At 64.4% G+C, this 19,726-nt stretch carries 18 protein-coding genes; 3 read left to right on the top strand and 15 right to left on the bottom strand.

Annotated features, from left to right (window positions below; all coding sequences use genetic code 11):
* Positions 1-13: 13 nt before the first annotated feature.
* Positions 14-622 carry a LysE family translocator gene (locus QZ497_RS17740; protein WP_295477344.1) on the top strand — a complete coding sequence of 203 codons (609 nt, stop codon included), beginning with the start codon at positions 14-16 and terminating at the stop codon, positions 620-622.
* A gap of 36 nt (positions 623-658) precedes the next feature.
* Positions 659-988, top strand: coding sequence for a hypothetical protein (locus QZ497_RS17735; RefSeq protein ID WP_295477342.1), 330 nt, complete (start codon positions 659-661; stop codon positions 986-988).
* On the opposite strand, the gene QZ497_RS17730 is transcribed toward QZ497_RS17735, so the two are convergent.
* The 13 genes from QZ497_RS17730 to QZ497_RS17670 form a co-directional block, all read right to left on the bottom strand.
* Positions 930-2,018 (bottom strand): polysaccharide biosynthesis/export family protein, encoded by a 1,089-nt coding sequence (locus QZ497_RS17730; protein ID WP_295477339.1) that lies wholly within the window; start codon positions 2,016-2,018, stop codon positions 930-932. The two genes, QZ497_RS17735 and QZ497_RS17730, sit on opposite strands and share 59 nt — an antisense overlap.
* Positions 2,019-2,065: 47 nt before the next feature.
* Positions 2,066-3,469 (bottom strand): undecaprenyl-phosphate glucose phosphotransferase, encoded by a 1,404-nt coding sequence (locus tag QZ497_RS17725; protein ID WP_295477337.1) that lies wholly within the window; start codon positions 3,467-3,469, stop codon positions 2,066-2,068.
* 11 nt (positions 3,470-3,480) lie between these two features.
* Positions 3,481-4,686 (bottom strand): glycosyltransferase family 4 protein, encoded by a 1,206-nt coding sequence (locus QZ497_RS17720; protein WP_295477335.1) that lies wholly within the window; start codon positions 4,684-4,686, stop codon positions 3,481-3,483.
* A gap of 73 nt (positions 4,687-4,759) precedes the next feature.
* Positions 4,760-5,845 carry a glycosyltransferase family 1 protein gene (locus tag QZ497_RS17715; RefSeq protein WP_295477333.1) on the bottom strand — a complete coding sequence of 362 codons (1,086 nt, stop codon included), beginning with the start codon at positions 5,843-5,845 and terminating at the stop codon, positions 4,760-4,762.
* Positions 5,846-5,900: 55 nt separating this feature from the next.
* A complete protein-coding gene (locus QZ497_RS17710; protein WP_295477331.1) occupies positions 5,901-7,127 on the bottom strand; it encodes a glycosyltransferase family 4 protein in 1,227 nt (408 codons plus the stop codon).
* Positions 7,124-8,125, bottom strand: coding sequence for a glycosyltransferase (locus QZ497_RS17705; RefSeq protein WP_295477329.1), 1,002 nt, complete (start codon positions 8,123-8,125; stop codon positions 7,124-7,126). Before QZ497_RS17705 ends, QZ497_RS17710 begins: the two co-directional genes overlap by 4 nt.
* A 29-nt stretch (positions 8,126-8,154) precedes the next feature.
* Positions 8,155-8,646 (bottom strand): transcription/translation regulatory transformer protein RfaH, encoded by a 492-nt coding sequence (gene rfaH / locus QZ497_RS17700; RefSeq protein ID WP_295477327.1) that lies wholly within the window; start codon positions 8,644-8,646, stop codon positions 8,155-8,157.
* 4 nt (positions 8,647-8,650) lie between these two features.
* Entirely contained in the window at positions 8,651-9,433 is a 783-nt protein-coding gene (locus QZ497_RS17695; protein ID WP_295477325.1) for a WbqC family protein, read from the bottom strand.
* A gap of 42 nt (positions 9,434-9,475) precedes the next feature.
* A complete protein-coding gene (locus tag QZ497_RS17690) occupies positions 9,476-11,692 on the bottom strand; it encodes a polysaccharide biosynthesis tyrosine autokinase (RefSeq protein WP_295477322.1) in 2,217 nt (738 codons plus the stop codon).
* Complete coding sequence (locus QZ497_RS17685; protein WP_295477321.1) at positions 11,693-12,145, bottom strand: low molecular weight protein-tyrosine-phosphatase; 453 nt, start codon at positions 12,143-12,145, stop codon at positions 11,693-11,695.
* Positions 12,135-13,070, bottom strand: a complete 936-nt coding sequence (locus QZ497_RS17680; RefSeq protein ID WP_295477319.1) for a glycosyltransferase — start codon at positions 13,068-13,070, stop codon at positions 12,135-12,137. Before QZ497_RS17680 ends, QZ497_RS17685 begins: the two co-directional genes overlap by 11 nt.
* A gap of 3 nt (positions 13,071-13,073) precedes the next feature.
* Complete coding sequence (locus QZ497_RS17675; RefSeq protein WP_295477317.1) at positions 13,074-14,570, bottom strand: oligosaccharide flippase family protein; 1,497 nt, start codon at positions 14,568-14,570, stop codon at positions 13,074-13,076.
* A 5-nt stretch (positions 14,571-14,575) separates the two neighbouring features.
* Positions 14,576-15,688 carry a DegT/DnrJ/EryC1/StrS family aminotransferase gene (locus tag QZ497_RS17670; protein ID WP_295477315.1) on the bottom strand — a complete coding sequence of 371 codons (1,113 nt, stop codon included), beginning with the start codon at positions 15,686-15,688 and terminating at the stop codon, positions 14,576-14,578.
* Positions 15,689-16,339: 651 nt separating this feature from the next.
* On the opposite strand from QZ497_RS17670, the gene QZ497_RS17665 reads away from it, so the two are divergent.
* Entirely contained in the window at positions 16,340-18,148 is a 1,809-nt protein-coding gene (locus QZ497_RS17665) for an aminopeptidase P family protein (RefSeq protein WP_295477313.1), read from the top strand.
* Positions 18,149-18,160: 12 nt separating this feature from the next.
* On the opposite strand, the gene QZ497_RS17660 is transcribed toward QZ497_RS17665, so the two are convergent.
* The gene (locus QZ497_RS17660; protein ID WP_295477311.1) at positions 18,161-18,451 is read right to left on the bottom strand and encodes a hypothetical protein; all 291 of its coding nucleotides are present in this window, start codon (positions 18,449-18,451) and stop codon (positions 18,161-18,163) included.
* A gap of 165 nt (positions 18,452-18,616) precedes the next feature.
* Positions 18,617-19,501: a threonine/homoserine exporter RhtA gene (gene rhtA, locus QZ497_RS17655; protein ID WP_295477309.1), complete on the bottom strand. Its 885-nt coding sequence runs from the start codon at positions 19,499-19,501 to the stop codon at positions 18,617-18,619.
* Between the last annotated feature and the right edge of the window lie 225 nt (positions 19,502-19,726).

Here is a 19,726-nt window from a genome sequence, read left to right as displayed (position 1 = left end):
TCTGGACCGTCGCATGTCTTTGTCGCTCGATCTGCTCCTGGCTTTCGCCTTGTTCGCCCTGGTCACTTCCATCACGCCGGGTCCCAATAACATGATGCTGCTGGCTTCGGGCGTGAACTTCGGTTTTCGTCGTACGCTGCCGCACATGCTGGGCATCAGTAGCGGCTTCATGGTGCTGGTGCTAGCGGTGGGCTTCGGACTGGGTCAACTGTTCCAGAGCTGGCCGTTGCTCTACACCCTGCTGCGTTACGCAGGCGGCGCGTATTTGCTGTACCTGGCCTGGAAGATCGCGACCTCGGGGCCTGCCGGCGACAGCGGCGAGTCGCGCGGAGAACCCTTGGGGTTCTTTGCCGCCGCGCTGTTTCAGTGGGTCAACCCCAAGGCCTGGGTGATGGCCATCGGCGCGATCACCACCTATACCCCGATGCAGGATTACTTCACCAACGTGCTGGTGATCGCGGCGGTATTCGCCCTGATCAACCTGCCGGGTGTGGGGATCTGGGCGGGGTTTGGCAGCCTGCTGCGCAACGTGTTGCGCGACCCGCAGCGGGTGAGGCTATTCAATGCCGTGATGGCGCTGCTGCTGGTGCTGTCGCTGTATCCACTGGTGGTCCAGCACTGATTCCGTTGGAGCAAGCTTGCTCGCGAAGGCGGCGTCATGTTCACAGCAAACTCAGCGACCGGCACACAACATGCCACGACGAATTACGGTTTGCTGTACGTGGCGCAGGGTATCGGTTCGCTATTCGACGGCCCTGCGGCGGCGTGGCTGCACCCGTACACCGACAGCGGGTACCCGGTGTTCGGCATCGCCACTATCTTCGACGTGTTGACCGCGTTCCTGGCGGACTTCGTGCTCAAGCGCGCGGCATGCCTGGCTGCATCGTCATGCGCTGAAAACGGCATGAGTGTCCACGCCCGTCAGCCGATCAGTTGCGGAACGCCGCGCCGGTCTGTACCACGCTGGCCGAGCCCAGCAGCTGACTGATGAAGCGGCTCCAGCGGGTGATGTTGGCGGGACCGACGAACACCACATCCTGGGCCTTGAGTTCGAACTGTCGGGCCAGCAGGTAGGCAGTGGGCTTCTTGGCATTGAGGTGGTAGACCGTGGACGGTGCGTTGGCCTGGTTGTCCGCGCCACGGATCACATACACCGCATCGCCATCGGCGCTGTCGGGGCTCAGGCCCCCGGAATTGCCCAAGGCCTCAAGCAGCGTGACCTGGGTGGTGCCGAACGACAGTACCTGCGGGTTGCGCACCTCGCCGAGCACGTAGATGCGGTTCTTCGAATTGCTGTTCAGGTGCAGGTGATCGCCATCCTTGAGGAAGATCCGCCCCAGCTGCGAGTCCTTGCGGTTCAGCCCGTCGATGTCGATCAGGTAATCCCGGCCATCGCGGCGCAGGGTCAGGCTGGCCAGGTCGGCATCGGTGAGGTCGACGCCGGCGGTACTCACCGCCTGCACCAGGCTCAGGGGAATGTTGCTGATGGCCTGTTGGCCGGGGGTGCGGAACGAGCCGGAAAGCAGCACACGCTGACTGTTGTAGCGCAGCACCTTCACGTCCACCTTGACCTCGGTGTACTGCGGCGCCAGGCCCATGCGCAGTTGTTCACGAATCTGCCGCACGGTGCGGCCGCCGGCCTGGATACGGCCGACGTAGGGAAAATACAGCGTGCCGTCGCTCTGTACTTCGCGGGTGTTGGCGTCGAGCTGGTCCTGGGAGCCCGGCGCGGTCAGCTCGGGGTGTTCGAACACCGTCACCAGCAGCGTGTCGCCAGGCCCGACCCGGTACTCCGGGGTCTGGTAGTTCAACAGCTCGGGCGGCAGCGCCTTGCCATTGGCCTGGGCGACCTGCTGCTGTTGCTGCAGGGTCTGGGGGGTGATGTTCACCAGCCTGGCCTTGGGGCCGTCAGGGTCATTGGCCTCGACGTCTTCGAGGTCCATGTGTTGGCCAGGGGCGAAGGCACAGCCTTGCAGGAACAGCACGAACAGCAGTAAGGCGACGGGATTTCGATACATGGGGTGGTTTCCTTTCTGAGAGTACGCAGGGATGAGGCGGTGCGGGGTCAGAAGGCGTTCTTGTTGAGAAAGCCCTTGAACAGGGTCAGCAGGATGATTTTCAGGTCCAGCCACAGCGACCAGTGCTGGATGTATTGCAGGTCGAACTCGACCCGCTTGCGCATCTTGTCCAGAGTGTCGGTCTCGCCGCGCCAGCCGTTGACCTGGGCCCAGCCGGTGATGCCCGGCTTGACCTTGTGGCGCAGCATGTAGCCGCTCACCTGGCGGCGGTATTGCTCGTTGTGGGCGACGGCGTGCGGGCGTGGGCCGACGATGGACATGTCGCCGCGCAGCACGTTGAAGAACTGCGGCAGCTCGTCCAGCGAGGTGCGCCGCAGGAAACGCCCCAGCGGCGTGACGCGCGGATCCTGGCGCGTGGCCTGGCGCACCTGCGCACCGTTTTCCTGCACGGTCATGCTGCGGAATTTCCACACCATGATCGGCCGGCCGTCCAGGCCGTAGCGGCGCTGGCGAAACAGCACCGGACCGGGCGAAGTCAGCTTGATGGCCAGGCCGATGAGCAGCATCGGCGCGGCGATCAGTAGCAGGATCAGGCTTGCCAGCAGCACGTCCTCGACGCGCTTGACCAGGCTCCAGGCACCGTCCATGGGCGAGTCGAAGATGCTGATGGTCGGCAGCCCGTTGATGCTTTCGCTGCGTGCGTGCAGCAGCTCGAAGGTGAACACGTCGGGAATCAGGTACACCGAGGCAGTGGTGTCCGACAGCCCGGTGATCAGTTCCCGCAGGTGCGGCTCGGCCTGGGTGATGTAGACCTTGTCGATGCGTCCCTGACGAGCATCCTCGATAAGCTGCTCCAGGCCGCCGAGCACCTGCGGGCGCAAGCTGCGGGCGCCGAGGTCCATTTGCTGCGGCGTGGCATCGTAGAAGCCCAGCAGTTTCAGGCCCATCCACGGTGCGGCGCTGATCGAGCGCGCCAGGCTGGCGCCGACCGGGCCGGTGCCGACGATGGCCACCCGGCGGGTGTTGAAGCCACGCCGCCGCAAGGCATGCAGGGCCAGGCGGATCAGCACCCGGTAGCCGCACAGCAACGCCAGCACCAGGGCGAACCAGCCCATCTGGCACGGTGTCGGCAGATCGCGGCGGCCCAGCAGCAGGTAGTCGGCCGAGAGCAGGAGGACGAAGGTCAGGGCCCACCAGGTGAAGACCTTGACCAGCTCACCGCGAATGCGCTGACCGCGCCAGGAACCATACAGCTGATGAAACTCGCTCAGCCAGTGAAAGACCAGCACCGCGAAGAGAATCTGCAGCCAGATTTCCGTGGTGCTGAGCAGGCCCTGCTGCTGATGCTGCCAGTAGCCGACCAGCACGATGACCAGCAGGTCGAGCAGGCGATGGGCGACCGACAGGGCCGATTGATGGGCCTGGAGGATGCCGCGAACCGGAATGTCCATGGCAGGCCCTCCTAAAGCGACTCGGTGGACACGGCGCGTGGCACAGGCTCATCGCCAGGCAGCGCAGTCTGCCATTGCAGGGCGCTGCGTCGAGCCTGGCGAGCAGCGGCCAGCCGCGCTTCGACGAAGGCGCTGATCTGCTGCTCGAAGCGCTCGGCAGAGAACCGTTCGGCATTCAAGCGACAGGCGCAGGCGCTGATGCGCGAGCGTGCGGCTTCGAAGTCTTGTACGCCGGCGATCAGCGCGGCGACGTCCTGACGCGGGTAATGCACACCGGTGGGCGTCGGGTGTTCCAGGCCCAGCACGGTCTCCAGCGCGCCGCCCTTGCCGTAGGCAATCACCGGGGTGCCGCAGGCCTGGGCTTCCACCGGGCTGATGCCGAAGTCTTCCTCGGCGGCGAACACAAAGGCCCTGGCCGCGCGCAGGTGTTCGAGCAGCACCTCGGGCGGTTGGTAGCCGAGCAGGCTCACGTTGGGCGTGGCGAGCGCCTTGACCCTGGGCATCTCCGGGCCGTCGCCGATCACTACCAGGCGTTTGTCGGGCATTTTCGCGAAGGCTTCGACGATCAGCGGCAGACGCTTGTAGGGCACCATGCGCGAGGCGGTGAGGTAATAGTCCTGGCGCAGCCCCAGGGGCGTGAAATGCCGGGTGTCCACCGGTGGATGGATCACCGTGGCGCTGCGGCGATAGGCCTTTTCGATACGCGCGCCGATGAACGCCGAGTTGGCGACGAACTCGTCGACCCCGGCGGCGGTGCGCTGGTCCCACAGGCGCATGTAGTGCAGCAGCAGACGCGCCAGATGGCTCTTGAGGCCCTTTTGCAGCCCCGATTCGCGCAGGTACTGGTGCTGCATGTCCCAGGCATAGCGGATCGGCGAGTGCACGTAGCTCACGTGGAGTTGGCCCGGGCCGGTCAGCACACCCTTGGCCACCGCGTGGCTGCTACTGATCACCAGGTCGTAGTCGGACAGGTCCAGTTGTTCGATCGCCAGGGGCATCAACGGCAGGTAGCGCTGGTAATGCCGACGCGCGCCGGGCAACTTCTGGATGAAGCTGGTGGTGGCGACCTTGCCGCCGAGGTGAGCGCGGTCGTGGTCGGTGAGAAAGTCGATGACGGCGAACAGATCGGCCTGTGGCCAGACCTTGAGCAGCGAGGCGAGCACGCGTTCGGCGCCGGCATAGGTCACCAGCCAGTCGTGGACGATGGCGATTTTCATGGGGTTTCCTTGATGTAAAAGGTGCGCTACATCAGGCACGGACGGCAGGTGGCCAGGCGCGTGGCAGTGGGTTTCAGGGGTTCTGCACAGTGGCCTGCCCGGCGCCAACGGCGGGCAGGTGCTGCAGGTGACGGGCCAGGCGCTGGGCCGAATGGCGCCAGTCGAAGCGCGCCACGTTGGCCAGGCCTTTCTGCCGCAGGTAGTGCCGCAGTTCGGGTTCGGCCAGCATGCGCTGCATGGCGGCAGTCATCTGCGCGACGTCCAAGGGGTCGAAGTACAGCGCGCTGTCTTGCAGCACCTCGGGAATCGATGCGCTGCCCGAGGCGATAACTGGGCAGCCGCAGGCCTGGGCTTCCAGTGGTGGAATGCCGAAGCCTTCGTACAGCGACGGAAACACGAAGGCCGTGGCGCCCTGGTACTGGGCAATCAGTTCGCTGTCGTCGAGGCGCCCGAGAAAGCGGATGCGCGGGTCGCGGCAGGCCAGGCGCTGCAGGTCGGGATCGGCGAACAGGCTGCTGGCGGCGCCGACGATGTGCAATTGCAGCTGCGGATGCCCGCGCAGGGCCAGAAAGGCCTGGATCATGCGCTGGAAGTTCTTGTGCAGGTTCGGCGACGACACCGCCAGCAGGTAGGGTGTCGCACTGTTCACGGCGGCCGGACGAAAGCTCTCGTTGACCGCTGCCGGCAGCACCAGGATGCGCTCGCGGGGCAGGCCGTAGAAGCCGGCGATCTCGGCCCGGGAGAACTCGCTGCTGGTGATCAGCGTCCTGACCCGCGCCAGCAGCACCGGCATGATGCTGCGGTAGGCGGCGCGAAAGCGCCAGGTGTAGCTTTGCGGGTAGTGCACGTAGGTGATGTCGTGGTGGGTGGCGATCTGGTTGGCGTAGAACATCGGCCCGGTACTGCCCACCGAGAGCAGCAGCGGGCTGCCCTGGCGGCGCAGGAACAACGGCAGGTCCAGCTGTTCCCACAGGTGGCCCTTGCTGCGACCGATGCACTGTACCTGCAGGGCGCGGGCGGCAGCCTGGTTGCGGATGCCGTGAGGAGCGACGAACAGCAGGTCGTCGCGCAACGGGCGCAAGGCCAGGCAGAGCTGTTCGGCATAGCGTTGCACGCCGCTGGTGTCCTGGGTCAGGAAGCGGGCATTGATCACGATCATGACGGTGTCCATAGGTCGGAGTGAGCGTGCCGTCCGAGGCACGCGATGAAGGGGTTCACGCCGGGTTGGGCCGGGGCGCTGCCGGGCGTGTCTGCAGGGTGTGGGTGAACACCCGTTCGTAGCTGTCGAGCATCAGTTCCAGGTCCAGCAGGCCCGCCACGCTGCGCCGCGCCTGGGCGGCGAGGCGCGCCAGCAGGTCGGGTTGCTGGTGCAGCCGTAGCATGGCCAGGCCCAGGGAGTCCGGGTCGTCGGGGCTGCACAGCAGACCGTTGAGCGAGTCCTGAATGATCTCGGTAAGGCCGCCCATGCGGCTGGCGATCACCGGACGCGAATGCGCACAGGCTTCCACGGCGACCATGCCGAAGGGCTCGTTCCACATCGAGGGCACCAGCGCCACATCGATGCCGGCATAAAAGTCCCGGGGCTGCTGGTAGCCAACGAAGCGAATGCGCGGATCGTCGGCGGCCATTGCGCGAAAGCCTCGCTCGTCGTCTTCCTGGCCGCGCCCGGCGATGGCCAGGCTGGCATCGAATGGTAGGCGCTTGAACTGCTCGATCATCCAGCCGACCCCCTTGGGCTCGGACAGCGTGCCCAGGTAGCCGAAGCGCAACGGCGCTGGCGGGCCTGCCGGGCCGACCGGCTCCGGCATTGGCGCATAGGGGCTGGCGTTATAGATCACCTGGCTGTGCGCACCTTGAAAGTAGCCTTGGCCGAGCAGGCGTTCGAGCATGAAGCGGCTGACCCCCACCACCGCATCGACCTGCATGGAACGTTCGGCATGGCCCTGGCGAAAGCGACTGCACAACCCGCAAGGCTGCCGGCAGTCGCGGCCTTTCTTGAACATGGTGCTGCTCGGGCACAGCAGGTAAAGGTCGTGCAGCACCTGGACGATGGGCAAGTCGCAACGGCTGATTTCGTCCCAGGCCGACACCGACCAGCCGGTCAGGTTGTGGCACACCACCAGGTCGGGTTGTTCCAGTTCGATGACCCGACGCAGCGGGCGGCGCATGCCGGGGTTGTCGCGGTCGCGCAGGTGCCAGGCCAGGCGCGCCAGGCGGCTGCGTCGCCGTGGGCTGAAATGCCAGTAGAAGTTGTGCAGTCCGGCGCGGTAGACGCGCACCTGATTGACCTCTTCACGGTGCAGGCCGGCCCTGGCGCCGGTGGCTAGCACCACCACCTGATGGCCGCGGGCGCGCAGGCCTTCGACGGTACGCTGCAGGATGATTTCCGCACCGCCACCGATGTCCGGTGCGTACAGGCTGCTCAGGAACAGAAGCTTCATAGCGGGTAGGACCTGTGCAGGCCCAGCTGGCCCGACTCGCCGTCGGCGATGGCCTGCTCAAGCAGTTTCAGGCGCGCGGTAGCCTTGGAGCGCCGGGCGAACACGCGCAGCAGGCGCAGGAACAGCCAGCGGTTGAACTGGTACACCAGCGGTGACTCGGCCCAGATGTGCTTGTCGAACCAGGCCTGGTTGCGCGCCCCGTAGTAGGCGCGCAGGTCCGAGTCGCCGAGCAGGTAGTTCTCGTAGACGTTGCCGCTGCGTGCCTTGATGTTCCAGGAGTGCTCCAGGTCGTCGAGCAGGGCGTCGGGCACCAGGAACAGGCGCCCGCCGGTGGCGGTGATGCGCCAGGTGTATTCGTTGTCGTCGGCATACAGCTTCAGGGCTTCCAGCGGCAGGCCGATCTTGCGGTACAGGCTGTGATGGGCGAGCAGGCCACCGTAGGTGGCGAAGGGCAGCTGCACCAGTGCCGGCAGGCTGCCGTTCACCTGCGGGCGGCCCCAGGGCAGGCGGCGCCACAGCTTGTAGGGCAGGTGCGCGACATGAAAGCCGAGAAAGCTCGAACGGCGTTGCACGGCATAGCGCTGCGGCACACCGGCGGCAATGTCGGCCTGGTGAGTTGGACGAAAGCCCAGCACGGCGGTCTTGTCCAGGCCATGGACCTGGGCCAGGCGTTGCAGGCGCTCGTGCAGCGTGGCCACGGCATGCACGGTCGGGGCGTTGTCGTCGTCCATCAGCCACAGGAATTGCGCACCGCTTTCCAGTGCGGCCTGGATGCCCACCGCGTAGCCGTTGGCAGAGCCGGTATTGCGATCGAGCCTGATGACCCTGACCTGTTCGGGCCATTGCTCGGTCAGCTTGCCCAACGGGGCGGTCGAGGCGTTGCTGACCACCAGCACCTGGCCGATCAGCGGGCTTTGCAGCGAGCGGCTGATCAGCGTGTGCAGGTAGTCGTAGCGGTTACCGTAGGTGAGGGTTACCAGCGTCGTCTGCTTGGACATGGAAGGTTCCGTCGTAGGTCGAGAATGGCTCAGGCCCGCGCCGACGCCCGGCTCAGGTGGGCGAGGGGCAGGACCACCCGGTGCTGGCGTTGCAGCAGGTTGAGCAGGATCACTGCGCGTTCGGTGCCGTCCAGGGCCAGGAAGATGGCCTCCACCTCCGGCAGCCCGCCGTTGCGTACCAGCACCGGCTCGCCCTGGGCGAATACCTCACGCGCGGCCGGCGTGGCCAGGCGCTGGCGGATCTGTTCGATCAACAGGTCCTGCACGGGCGCGGGTGTACCACCGAAGGTCACGATCCGCGCCACGCCACGGGTCGAGCGGATCGGGTACCAGTTGTCCTGCAACTGGTCCATGCGAATGAACAGGTAGCCGGGAAACAGCGCTTCGCGCACGCCGGCCCGGGTGGTGATCGGCTGGTAGCATTCGAAGTGCTGGCGCTGCAGGTGTTCCAGGGCGCGGGCGTCCTGGCGGGGGCGTGTCTGGATCAGGTACCAGCGTGCTGGTGCGTTGCTCGCAGTCATGGCTTCACTCCACCGCCAGGTGGTTCGGAACCGAGGCGCGCTCGACGTCCATGCAGGGGTCGTTGGCGGCGCCGCCTTCGCTGACCGTGAAACTGCCGAGCAGCGCCTGGACCTGGGCGACGCTGTTGAACATCAGCACATCGATGATCGACAGGCTGGAGACGAACTCCGCGCCGAACTGCTGGTAGCTGACCGGGTTCATGCTGAAGAAACGCAGCAGCAGGCCATGGCGTGCGAAGCGGTCTCGGTCGTACAGCTCGAAGCCTCCGATGGGGTTGAGGAAGGTGCGGGCCGAGAACAGCTGGGCGATGTTGATGACGCGGTCCTGTTTGTCTGTGCAGGACTCCAGGCGCAGGTCCGAGCCGCGCAGGATCGGCGTGCTGATGCCCAGGTAGGCACACACTTCGCGCAGCGCGTTTTCCGCATACAGCGCCAGGTTGTGCTGCGGGAAACGCACCAGGCGCTCCAGCAGTGGCATTACCTGGGCGAAGCAGGGCGCCTTGCGGTAGCTCTGGGTGATGAGGTTGAGCAGCCGGTCGGCTTCGGCCTCGAAGAAGGTGTCTGCCAGGCGCCGTTGGCGGATCGGCAGTTCGAAGCGGTCCTTCTTGACCGGGAAGGTCAGCAGGCGGGGCGCGCCATCGCACAGGATGCGATTGCGGTTGACCCAGCCGGCACGGATGTACTGCAGGTCGTCACCGAGCACGAACACATCGGCGGCGGCGATGAGTTGGAAGTAGCCCAGGTAGGGGAACAGATACGGCTGCATCATTGCGATGGTCCTGGCCATGGTGAAGCTCCTTTTGCGAGTCGCGGGGTATCTGATTCCGGTTCACTGGCGAACGGGGTGGTAGCTGTAGCCATAGGTGGTGCAGTCGTACTCGGCGGTCGACGCCTTGCGCACCACGGCGTTGAAGATCGCGCCCTTGATGACGATGCCGTTCTGGTTGAGGCGGCGCTTGCAGGCCTCCAGCTCGCGGCTGGTGGTCAGGCCGAAGCGCGCCACCAGCAGACAGGTGGCGGCCTGCCGCCCGACCAGGGTGCCGTCGGTGACAGCGAGGATCGGCGGGGTGTCGATGATGATCAGGTCGTACAGCGCCGACAGCTCGCCCAGCGCCTTGCCGAAGTTGTCATGCATCAGCAGTTCCGACGGGTTGGGCGCAGCGAAGCCACAGGAGATGAAGTCCAGGTTGCGCACTTCGGTGCGGTTGATCACCTCGGTACAGGGCAGTCGCGCAGCGAGGGTGTCGGACAGCCCGTGGCGCGGTTGCAGGCCCAGCACCTTGTGCAGATAGCCACGGCGCATGTCGGCGTCGATCAGCAGCACGCGCTTGCCGGTCTGGGCGATGATCACCGCCAGGTTGGCCGAGACGAACGACTTGCCGGCACCGGGCAGCGGGCTGGTGATCATCAGCACGTTGTTGCGCGCTTCGAGCATCGCGAAGTGCAGGCTGGTACGCAGGCTGCGCAGCGATTCCAGGGCCAGTTCCTCCGGCGCCCGGGTGCTGAGCAGCCGTGATTCACGGGGCAGACCCGGCGCGGCGGTGAGTTTGTCCAGGCGTTCCTGCTGGCGCGAGAACGGCAGCGAGGCGTACACCGGCATGCCCAGGTGCTCGATCACCTCCGGGTTCTCGATGCCGCGGTAGAAGGCCTGGCGGATGAAAATGATGATCACCGCCAGCAGCGCGCCAGCCAGGGTGGCGATCAGCACCACCAGTTTCTTCATCGGCTTGACCGGCCTCTCGACGTTGGTGTCGGCGTTGTCGATGATCCGCACGTTGCCGATGCTGCCGGCGCGCAGGATGTCCTGTTCCTGGCTCTTGTTGAGCATCAGCGTGTAGGTCTGGCTGATGACCTGCATGTCGCGGGTCAGGCGCAACAGCTCCTGCTGCGACTGCGGCAGGCTGTCGATCTTCTTCAGTAGCAGCTGCTTCTGGCTGTCCAGTTGGCCGATCTGGCTCATCAGGCTGCGGTAGGTCGGGTGTTCGTGGGTGTACAGGCGTTCGAGCTCGACGCGCTTGAGCTTGAGTTCGGACAGCCGGTTGTCCAGGTCGACCACCTGGTCGAGTACCCCCTTGGTCTCGATGGACAGGTCGACCGAGCGCGCGCTGGTCTGGAATTTCTGCAGGGCCATTTCCGCCTCTTCCAGCTGCTTGCGCACCATGGGCAGTTGCGAGCGCAGGAACTCCAGGCGCTGCGCGGCTTCTGCCGAGCTGCGTTCGACGTTCTGGCGCACGTACAGGCGGCTGACTTCGTTGAGGATGCGGTTGGCCTTTTCCGGCTCGGGGTCTTGCAGCGAGAGGTAGATGATTCCCGAGTCCTTGCCGGCTTCGGTGATTTTCAGGCGGTCCTGCCAGAGCAAAGCGCTGCTCAGGGTGCGCTGGCGTGACAAGGTGAACTCGGTGCCGGGGCGGGCGTTGAGTTCGGCCACCTGGATGGTCACGCCATGCCCCTGGCTGCTACGCCGCACCACGCCGTTGAGCAGCAGGTTGCCGTCAGCGTCCAGCAACTGGTACTGGCCGGTCTTGCCGGCCACCAGCTTCAGCGGTTCGCCGAGCAGCGCCTCGGGCACGCTGAGCTGGAACACGTCGAGCTTTTCGCCGCCCCAGGCATAGCCGTCCAGGCCGAACCAGGGCTCGGCCAGTTGCCCGGGGTATTCAGGCTGGAAGCGCCGGAACAGCCAGGCGCCGATGACCGGCAGGCGATCAGGGCTGGCTTCGATGTTCAGGCGCAGGTCATCGACCACCTTGACCAGCAGTGCGCGGGACTTGATCAGCTCGATCTCGGTGGCCGCCGGCGAGGCCGACATCGGCTTGTTGTTGACTTCGGGGATGCCTTCGATGCCGATCTTGCGCGGCTCGATCTGGATCATCGCTGAGGCCTGGTAAATGGGCGTGGCAAGAATGCTGTAGAGCACGCCAATCACGAAACTCAGGCCGGTGAGCCAGAGGATCAGGCGCTTGTGGTCGAGCAACAGGTGCAGCAGGGTGGCCAGGTCGATCCGGCTGTCGTGAGGGGCGTCCAGCGAAGGACGATTCATGGCGTTCATCTATTTCGGATCTCCCGACTCAATGTAAGGAAGCCAGTCGCCGACACTGCGCCACAGCAGCTGGTAGGCCTGCTCGAAAGCCGCTCTGGGCTGGCGGTAGGGGTCGGCAACTTCGCTGGGGTGTTGCCATTGGCTGATCAGGAAGGCCTTGCCGCGTATTTCCGGGGCCAGGTGCAGCAGCCTGTCCAGGTGGGTACGTTCCATCGCCAGGACCAGTTGCGCCCGGCGCAGCATGGGCCGGTCGAGCTGTCGCGACTGGTGACCGGGCGACGGCACGCCGTGGTCGTGCAGCACCGCCTGGGCCAGCTCGTGCATGGGGGCGCCGGCCAAGGCGCGCAGGCCTGCCGAGCGAATACTGATACGGCTGCCCGCCAGGCGCTGGCGCAGGATGGCCTCGGCCATCGGGCTGCGGCAGATATTGCCCACGCAGACCACCAGTACGTCACTGAACATGGGCGCTCCTGCCAGGCAGGCGCAAACGCCGCCCCAGATTGACCAGCACGTTGACGGCGGTCTGCAGCAGCGCCTGGAACTTGTGTCGAGGTGACAGCGCGGCCAGTGACAGGCAGACGTTCTGCACCAGGAAATGCTCGTAGAGTGCCTGGTTGCCCAGGCGGTGGTAGTAGTTGGCCAGGCTGGAGCAGGTCTGCAGGCTCATGTGCAACTTGCGCTTGTCGCTGCGCATGGAAAAGATCCCGCCGGGGTGCAGGCGGTAGGCCGCCGGCTTGATCTGCTCCATGAACTTGCCCTTGCCGTAGGCACCCAGCAGCGACCACCAGCACAGGTCGTTGAGCGGGGCGACCTGGATCTGCAGTTCCGGCGGCATGCGTGTCAGCACGTTGCGAAAGCAGGTGGTCAGGGTCGAGATGGGGCGGGCCTTCTGCAGTTCCAGGGCGCTGGCATCGCGGCGCAGTTCGCCTTGCAACTGCACGCCGTACTGGCGCTTGTCGTCGAAGGCGATCGCGTCGTGATAGGTGATCACGTAGTCGGGGTTGCGCTCCAGAAAGTCCACCTGCAACTGCAATTTGCGCGGGTCGGTCCAGTAGTCATCGCCTTCGCAGAAGGCGATGTAGCGCCCCCGGGCTTCGAGGAACAGCGCCGGCACACAGGGTTTGCCCTGCCGAAACTGGTTCTGCTCGTGGTAGAAGGGCCGGATGATGTGCGGGTAGCGTTCGGCATAGCGCGCGATGATGCGCGCGGTGCCGTCGGTGGAGGCGTCGTCGTTGACCAGAATCTCGAAGGCGAAATCGGTCTGCTGTGCCAGGAAACCATCCAGCGTCTGGGCGATGAAGGCTTCCTGGTTGTAGGCCGGGCAGACGATGCTCAACAGCGGAGGCTGCGGCGATTCGGGGCGCGCGGGGCGGGCAAAGGCATCCATGGCTCAGGTACTCGGTTTGCTCAGGGTCAGGAGGATCTTGTGCACCAGCGGTCGGTCGCTGAGGGCGACCAGTGCCAGGGTGAGCAGGCCGCTGGCCGCCAGGGCCAGCAGCAGACCGGCGCGTCCGCCGCCGGCGATCAGCTCGAACAGCGGGGCGCTCAACGCCAGGCCCAGCGCAGTCATGGCGGTAATGCGCAGCAGGTCGCGCAGCCAGACGCCATGGATGCCCGGCGCCAGATGGCGGTGCACGATCAACGGCCACAGGGCCAGTGACACCAGGCGCAGTGCGGTCCAGGCCAGGGCGGCGCCGAGCACGCCCAGCGCAGCGACCGCCCAGATCATCACCGGCACGGTGATCAGCGCCGAGACCAGGCTGTAAACCACATGCAGGCGCATCTGCCCGTGGGCGTACTGCAGATAGAACTGGAATCCGCTGATGGCCATCACCGCACTGCCGACGGCGTACCAGCCCAGCACGGGCTGGCTCCAGCGTGCTGCAGCGATATCGCCGGTCCAAGCCAGGATCAGCGCTTCGCCGTGCAGGGCAATCACCCCCGCGAGCGGGAACAGCAAGGTGCAGACAAAGCGATGGGCGGCCAGGTAAAGGCCGTGCATGTCAGCCTCCCGACCTTCGGCAAGCAGCCGGGTGAGGCGCGGCAGCAAGGTCTGCACCAGCGGGTTGGTCAGGGTCAGCAGGCCGTTGGCGACCAGGGCAATCAGCGAGAAATAGCCGTATTCCGCGAGGGGCAGGCGCTCGGACAGCAGCACCTTGTCCAGCTGGGTAAGCACCACCCAGAGCACGGCGGTCAGTGACATGCCGGCGGCAAAGGGCAGGACCTGGCGCAACTGGGGCATGTCGAAGCAGGCCAGGCGTGCGGGCAGCTGCTGCCAGGCCCTGGTGGCGAACAGCAGGGTTTCGACCAGGCTGACCGCGACCTGGAACAGAAAGAAGTCGCGCACATCCTGGGAAAAATCGCTGACCAGCAACCAGGCGCCGAAGTAGCGCAGGCTGGCAATGGCCACATTCGCAGCGTTGAGCCAGGCGTGCTGTTCCAGGCCCTGCAGGCCGCTGCGGTAGAGGGTGGCGTATAGGCGCAGAGCGATTACCACACCCATCAGCGCGATGCATTCGCTGACGGTCTGCGCTGAAAGCTGCTGTACATTCAGCCACTGGTTGGCCATCCATGGGCTGGCCAGGTCCACGGCCATGACACAACCTGCGGCCAGGGGCAGAAACAGCCACTCGAACGAACGTAGCAGCCGACCCGTCGCCCGGTGCGCCATGGGGTCCGTGCTCTGCCGCGCCACGGCACGTACCAGGCTGGGCGACAACCCGGCATCGAGCAGCAGCAACCAGGCTTGCAGCACGGTGAAAAAGCCGATCAGGCCGTAGGCTTCGGCGCCCAGGTGTGCGAGGTAGAACGGCATGATCGCGATGCCGACGAGCATCACGTAGGCCTGCCCGACATAGTTGAGCGCCGTATTGCGAATCACCGACATGCGGATTACCCGATTTCGGCCATGGCCGAGCTGGCGGTGTGCGGGCTGCAGCTGTGCAGCAGCGTTTCGATGACCTGATCCTGGTCTTCGGGGTGCAGGCCGGGGTAGATCGGCAGGCACAGCACCCGGTCGCTGAGGGCCCGGGCGAATGGCTGGCCCTGCTGCGGTTGCAGGTATTCCAGGGTGTCGAGGCAGGGGTAGAAGTAGCGGCGCGGGTTGATGCCCTGGGCGTTGAGGGCGGCCCGGGCCTTGAGCAGCTGCGGCTCATCGCGCAGGGCGACCGGAAAGTAGCTGTGGTTGAGAAGGCTGTCGGCGGCGGGCTGTTGCAGGTCCAGATACTGGCCAAGGCGCGAGCGGTAGCGCCTGGCGATTTCGGCGCGTGCGTCGAGAATGTGGTCGAGGTCGTCGAGGATGCACAGGCCCATCGCTGCGCAGAACTCATTGAGCTTGGCGTTGATGCCGATGCTTTCGATGCGGTCGACGTCGGCGATGCCGAAGTTGCACAGCAGCTTGACGCGTTGCGCCAGTTCGTCGTCGTTGGTGACGATGGCGCCGCCTTCGATGGTGTGGAACAGCTTGGTGGCATGGAAGCTCAGGGTGCTGATATCGCCCCAGCGATATACGGAGCGCCCGGCATGGCGGACGGCGAAGGCGTGTGCGCCGTCATAGACCACCTTGAGGTTGCGTTGCCGGGCGATCGCCTCGATGGCTTCCACCGCGCAGGGGTTGCCGAACACATGGGTGGCGACAATGGCGCTGGTGTCGCTCTGGATGGCGCTTTCTATTTTCTGTGGCGAGAGGTTCCAGGTGTGCGGATCGATATCGGCGAACACCGGACGGATACCTTCCCATTGCAACGAACTGCTGGTGGCGACGAAGCTGAACGGTGTGGTCACTGCGCTGCCGCTCAGCCCCAGGGCTCGGTAGGCGATCTGCAACGCCAGTGTGCCGTTGTTGGTAAGGATCACGTGACGGACACCCAGGAAGTCGCGCAGGCGGGCTTCCAGTTCCATGACCAGCGGGCCGTGGTTGGTCAGCCAGCCGCGGCTGTAGATGCCTTCGACGTAGCGCTTGAATTGGTCGATGTCGCCCAGGTAAGTCTTGGTCACGTTAATCATCTGAACCTCCATGTCGGTCGTGGCAATGCGCAATGACGGCAGGCTCCGCCTGGTCGGGCGGCCGTGTCGGATTGGGCGATTGTTCGGGCACGCTACCGCCAGAAGACCAGGTCTCCGGCAGCAGGCTTGAACGACCAAGGCCATGGCAGGCGCGGCGGTCGGAAAGAACTGGGCAAAGCTACCGCCAGGCCGGAGGCATCCAGCCGGGTCAGAAGACGATGCGAGTCGACAGGCATCCAGCCGTGCGAGGCCGCACGGAGGAAACAACTAACGTCCAGAGGTACTTCGGTAGGGAGTCAAGGCGAGGATTCCGATGCAGTGCTCTGTGGCGCTGGCATACAAGCTGGGAATCTTCAGACAGACCTATATATTGAGGGTGTCTGGCCATCTGTCAAACTATTTCGTCAAATTCCTGTTAAATTTTTGATAAGTATCAGGAAGTAACGCTAAGTAATTGAATTAAAAAGCGTCGATATAAAGGCGTCATTCATATGTCGCCGCCTCGACAACTTTATGCCTGTCAGGACCTGACGGTTTTTTTCAGGTCCCTGACAACGGCGCGCAACGGCAGGCCGACGACGGTTGCCCCGTCCTGGCGGGTGTTCCATTATCTGCGGGCAATGAAATGAAACCGAATCAGCAGGAGAGGGAATGACTACACACACCAATGCCAACGGCGTGGTCGCGCAGCGGCTGGCGCGGGCCCGCGCGATCATGCAGCGCGAGGCTATCGATGCCTGGCTGGTTCCGTCCGCAGACCCACACCTCTCCGAGTACCTGCCTGGCTACTGGCAGGGACGCCAATGGCTATCGGGCTTCAACGGTTCGGTCGGGACGCTGGTCATCACCCAGGACTTTGCAGGCCTGTGGGCCGACAGCCGTTACTGGGAACAGGCCCTCAAGGAGCTGGCCGGCAGCGGTATCGAACTGGTCAAGCTGATGCCTGGCCAGCAGGGGCCACTGGAATGGCTGGCCGACCAGGCCGTGGCCGACACCGTGGTCGCCGTCGACGGTGCAGTGCTGGCCGTGGCGTCCTCGCGTACCTTGGCCAGCAAGCTCTACGAACGGGGCGCCCGGCTGCGTACCGATGTGGACCTGCTTCTCGAATTGTGGAAAGACCGGCCTGCCTTGCCGGCCAACCCGGTTTACGAGCACCTGCCACCGCAGGCATCGGTCGGGCGTGTGGAGAAGATCCGCCGAGTGCGTGAAACCATGGCCGAGCGCGGTGCGGATTGGCACTTCATCGCCACCCTCGACGACATCGCCTGGCTGTTCAACCTGCGGGGTTCGGATGTCTCCTATAACCCGGTGTTCATCGCCTTCGCGCTGATCGGTCCGCAAAGCGTCACGCTGTTCGTGGGCGGTGACAAGGTCAGCCGCTTCGTCCGCGAGAGCCTGGAGCGCGATGGCGTTTCACTGCTGGAGTACACCCAGATCGGTGCAGCCCTGCGCGAAGTGCCCGGTAGTGCACGCATGCTGGTCGACCCGGCGCGGGTAACCTGTGGCCTGCTCGATTATCTCGACAGCGAAGTCAGCCTGGTGGAAGGGTTGAATCCCAGCACCTTGTTCAAGTCGCGCAAGAGTGAGGAAGACACGCGACATATCCGTCGTGCGATGGAGCAGGATGGTGCGGCACTTTGCGAGTTTTTCGCTTGGCTCGATGGCGCTCTGGGCCGGGAGCCGGTCAGCGAGTTGACTATCGATGAGCAACTGGGCGAGGCGCGCAAGCGTCGGCCTGGCTATGTCTGCCCCAGCTTCGCGACCATCGCCGGGTTCAACGCCAATGGTGCCATGCCGCATTACCGTGCCACGGAGGCCGAGCATGCGCAGATCGAAGGTGATGGACTGTTGCTGATCGACTCGGGTGGTCAATACCTGGGGGGGACCACCGACATCACTCGCATGGTTCCGGTCGGGCAGCCTAGCCTGGAGCAGAAGCAGGATTGCAGCCGAGTGCTCAAAGGCGTGATTGCCTTGTCGCGTGCCCAGTTTCCCAAGGGCATTCTTTCGCCGTTGCTCGATGCCATTGCTCGGGCGCCGATCTGGGCCGATTCGGTTAACTATGGCCATGGCACCGGTCATGGAGTCGGCTATTTCCTGAACGTCCATGAAGGACCGCAGGTGATCGCCTATCAGGCGCCGACCACACCGCAGACGGCAATGCAGGCGGGCATGATCACTTCCATCGAGCCCGGAACCTACCGGCCTGGGCGCTGGGGCGTACGGATCGAGAACCTGGTGATCAATCAGGAAGCCGGGCAGAGCGAGTTTGGTGAGTTCCTGCGTTTCGAAACCCTGACCCTGTGCCCGATCGATACTCGCTGCCTGGACCTTGGCATGCTGACGGGAGAAGAGAAGGCCTGGCTCAATGCCTATCATGCGCAGGTCAGCGAGCGTCTGAGCCCGCTGTTGCAGGGGGCGGCCCTGGCCTGGTTGCAGGAAAGAACCGCCGCCGTGTGAGGCGGCGCGGGGTCAGAGGCGAGGTTTCTTGCAGATGATGATCATGCTCCGGCTGGTATAGCCTGCCGGGTTGATCCCGAAGGGGTAGTCGCCAGGGTCTTCGACGACGTCGCCAGACTTGGCGATCACCCGGTACTGGCTGGACTCACAGACGCTGACCGCCTGTTCGTAACACTTCTCCCATGAAGAGGAGAGCCCTGAGCAACTGATGTGAATGCCGCGTTTGGTCTGTTTGATCGGCGCGGATGTTGCGGTGCACCCCGCTACAGTCATCAGCGCCAGAAGCATGAAGATGTATTTCATCCCGTTCCTTAACCGGCCACGTCTTTGAATCGGCTCGAATATCTGGGTATGTGCCAGTGACCGGAACCTCGAAATGGTTCGGGCCGGGACATTTCCCAGACATTGCCCAACCATCGCCCATAAGCATGACAATTACCAGCGCCTTTTGCGCCTGCCAGTGTCAGGTCAGTCGGCCGGCACCCATTTGGGTTGCTCCGGGGTATTGGAAAAGGTCACGCCCATGGAGGCCAGAATGATTGCCCCGATGGCCATCCATTGCAGCAGGCTCAGCTGTTCCTGCAGGAACAGCAGGCCGGAGAGTGCGGCGAAGACGGGCTCCAGGCTTGCCAGTGTGCCGAAGGTACGTGCCGACATGCGGGTCAGCGCTACCATTTCCAGGCTGTAGGGCAGGGCGGTCGACAGCACTGCGACGCCGATCGCAGCGGGTATGAGTGATACATCCAGTAATGAAGAGCCTGCATGCGCAATGCCAAAAGGTGCAGCGAAGCAGGTGGCGACGATGACGCCGAGTGCGGCGGTCTGAACGCCATTGTGCTCGCCGGCTTTCTGCCCGAACACGATATAGGCGGCCCAGCAGGCGCCGGCACCCAGTGCATAGGCGGCGCCCACTGGGTCGAGGGATGTGCCGGTCTGGCTGCTCGGGATCAGCAATAAGAGCCCTGCTGCAGCCAGGCCGATCCAGATGAAGTCGATGGCCCTGCGCGAAGACAGCAGTGCGACGGTCAGTGGCCCGGTGAGTTCGAGCGCTACCGCAATCCCCAGGGGCACGCTGCGTAGCGACATATAGAAGAGCAGGTTCATGCCTCCCAGTGCCATGCCGTAGAAAACGATCATGCTCAGTGCGCGCGGGTTGAAGCGTGCTCGCCATGGGCGCAGGACCAGAATCATGATGAGGCTGGCGAATACCAGGCGCAGGGTCGTGGTGCCTTGTGCCCCTACTGCGGGGAAAAGACTCTTGGCCAGCGACGCTCCGGTCTGGATGGAGGCCATGGCGATCAACAGCAACCCCAGGGGAAAGAGAACGGGGGCAAGGCGGCGGGGTGAAGTCATGAGGGGCTCTGGATAGTACATATGAAGAATGACGGCTATGATGCGCAGCAATCACGTCTTTGCGCAATATAGTGCGCAGTAGATTAATTTCAGGTCGATTTGAAATTAACAGTTGACGGCCTTTCAGATGTCCTTATAATGCGCACCACTTCCAACGCGGAATGCACCGAAAACTCCTTGAGAATCAACGAGTTAAGGTGAAGCGAAAGAAGTGGTGCGAATCTT

Origin of the sequence: uncultured Pseudomonas sp., assembly GCF_913777995.1 — a bacterium.
Taxonomy (GTDB): Bacteria; Pseudomonadota; Gammaproteobacteria; order Pseudomonadales; family Pseudomonadaceae; genus Aquipseudomonas.
Note: the sequence above shows the minus strand (reverse complement) of the source record. Positions and strands in the feature narration are given on the sequence as shown.

Bases quoted from the DNA above. Each gene is read 5' to 3' on its own strand.
- QZ497_RS17740 (WP_295477344.1), top strand. From the start codon at position 14: ATGTCTTTGTCGCTCGATCTGCTCCTGGCTTTCGCCTTGTTCGCCCTG.
- QZ497_RS17735 (WP_295477342.1), top strand. From the start codon at position 659: ATGTTCACAGCAAACTCAGCGACCGGCACACAACATGCCACGACGAAT.
- QZ497_RS17730 (WP_295477339.1), bottom strand. From the start codon at position 2,018: ATGTATCGAAATCCCGTCGCCTTACTGCTGTTCGTGCTGTTCCTGCAA.
- QZ497_RS17725 (WP_295477337.1), bottom strand. From the start codon at position 3,469: ATGGACATTCCGGTTCGCGGCATCCTCCAGGCCCATCAATCGGCCCTG.
- QZ497_RS17720 (WP_295477335.1), bottom strand. From the start codon at position 4,686: ATGAAAATCGCCATCGTCCACGACTGGCTGGTGACCTATGCCGGCGCC.
- QZ497_RS17715 (WP_295477333.1), bottom strand. From the start codon at position 5,845: ATGATCGTGATCAATGCCCGCTTCCTGACCCAGGACACCAGCGGCGTG.
- QZ497_RS17710 (WP_295477331.1), bottom strand. From the start codon at position 7,127: ATGAAGCTTCTGTTCCTGAGCAGCCTGTACGCACCGGACATCGGTGGC.
- QZ497_RS17705 (WP_295477329.1), bottom strand. From the start codon at position 8,125: ATGTCCAAGCAGACGACGCTGGTAACCCTCACCTACGGTAACCGCTAC.
- rfaH (WP_295477327.1), bottom strand. From the start codon at position 8,646: ATGACTGCGAGCAACGCACCAGCACGCTGGTACCTGATCCAGACACGC.
- QZ497_RS17695 (WP_295477325.1), bottom strand. From the start codon at position 9,433: ATGGCCAGGACCATCGCAATGATGCAGCCGTATCTGTTCCCCTACCTG.
- QZ497_RS17690 (WP_295477322.1), bottom strand. From the start codon at position 11,692: ATGAACGCCATGAATCGTCCTTCGCTGGACGCCCCTCACGACAGCCGG.
- QZ497_RS17685 (WP_295477321.1), bottom strand. From the start codon at position 12,145: ATGTTCAGTGACGTACTGGTGGTCTGCGTGGGCAATATCTGCCGCAGC.
- QZ497_RS17680 (WP_295477319.1), bottom strand. From the start codon at position 13,070: ATGGATGCCTTTGCCCGCCCCGCGCGCCCCGAATCGCCGCAGCCTCCG.
- QZ497_RS17675 (WP_295477317.1), bottom strand. From the start codon at position 14,570: ATGTCGGTGATTCGCAATACGGCGCTCAACTATGTCGGGCAGGCCTAC.
- QZ497_RS17670 (WP_295477315.1), bottom strand. From the start codon at position 15,688: ATGATTAACGTGACCAAGACTTACCTGGGCGACATCGACCAATTCAAG.
- QZ497_RS17665 (WP_295477313.1), top strand. From the start codon at position 16,340: ATGACTACACACACCAATGCCAACGGCGTGGTCGCGCAGCGGCTGGCG.
- QZ497_RS17660 (WP_295477311.1), bottom strand. From the start codon at position 18,451: ATGAAATACATCTTCATGCTTCTGGCGCTGATGACTGTAGCGGGGTGC.
- rhtA (WP_295477309.1), bottom strand. From the start codon at position 19,501: ATGACTTCACCCCGCCGCCTTGCCCCCGTTCTCTTTCCCCTGGGGTTG.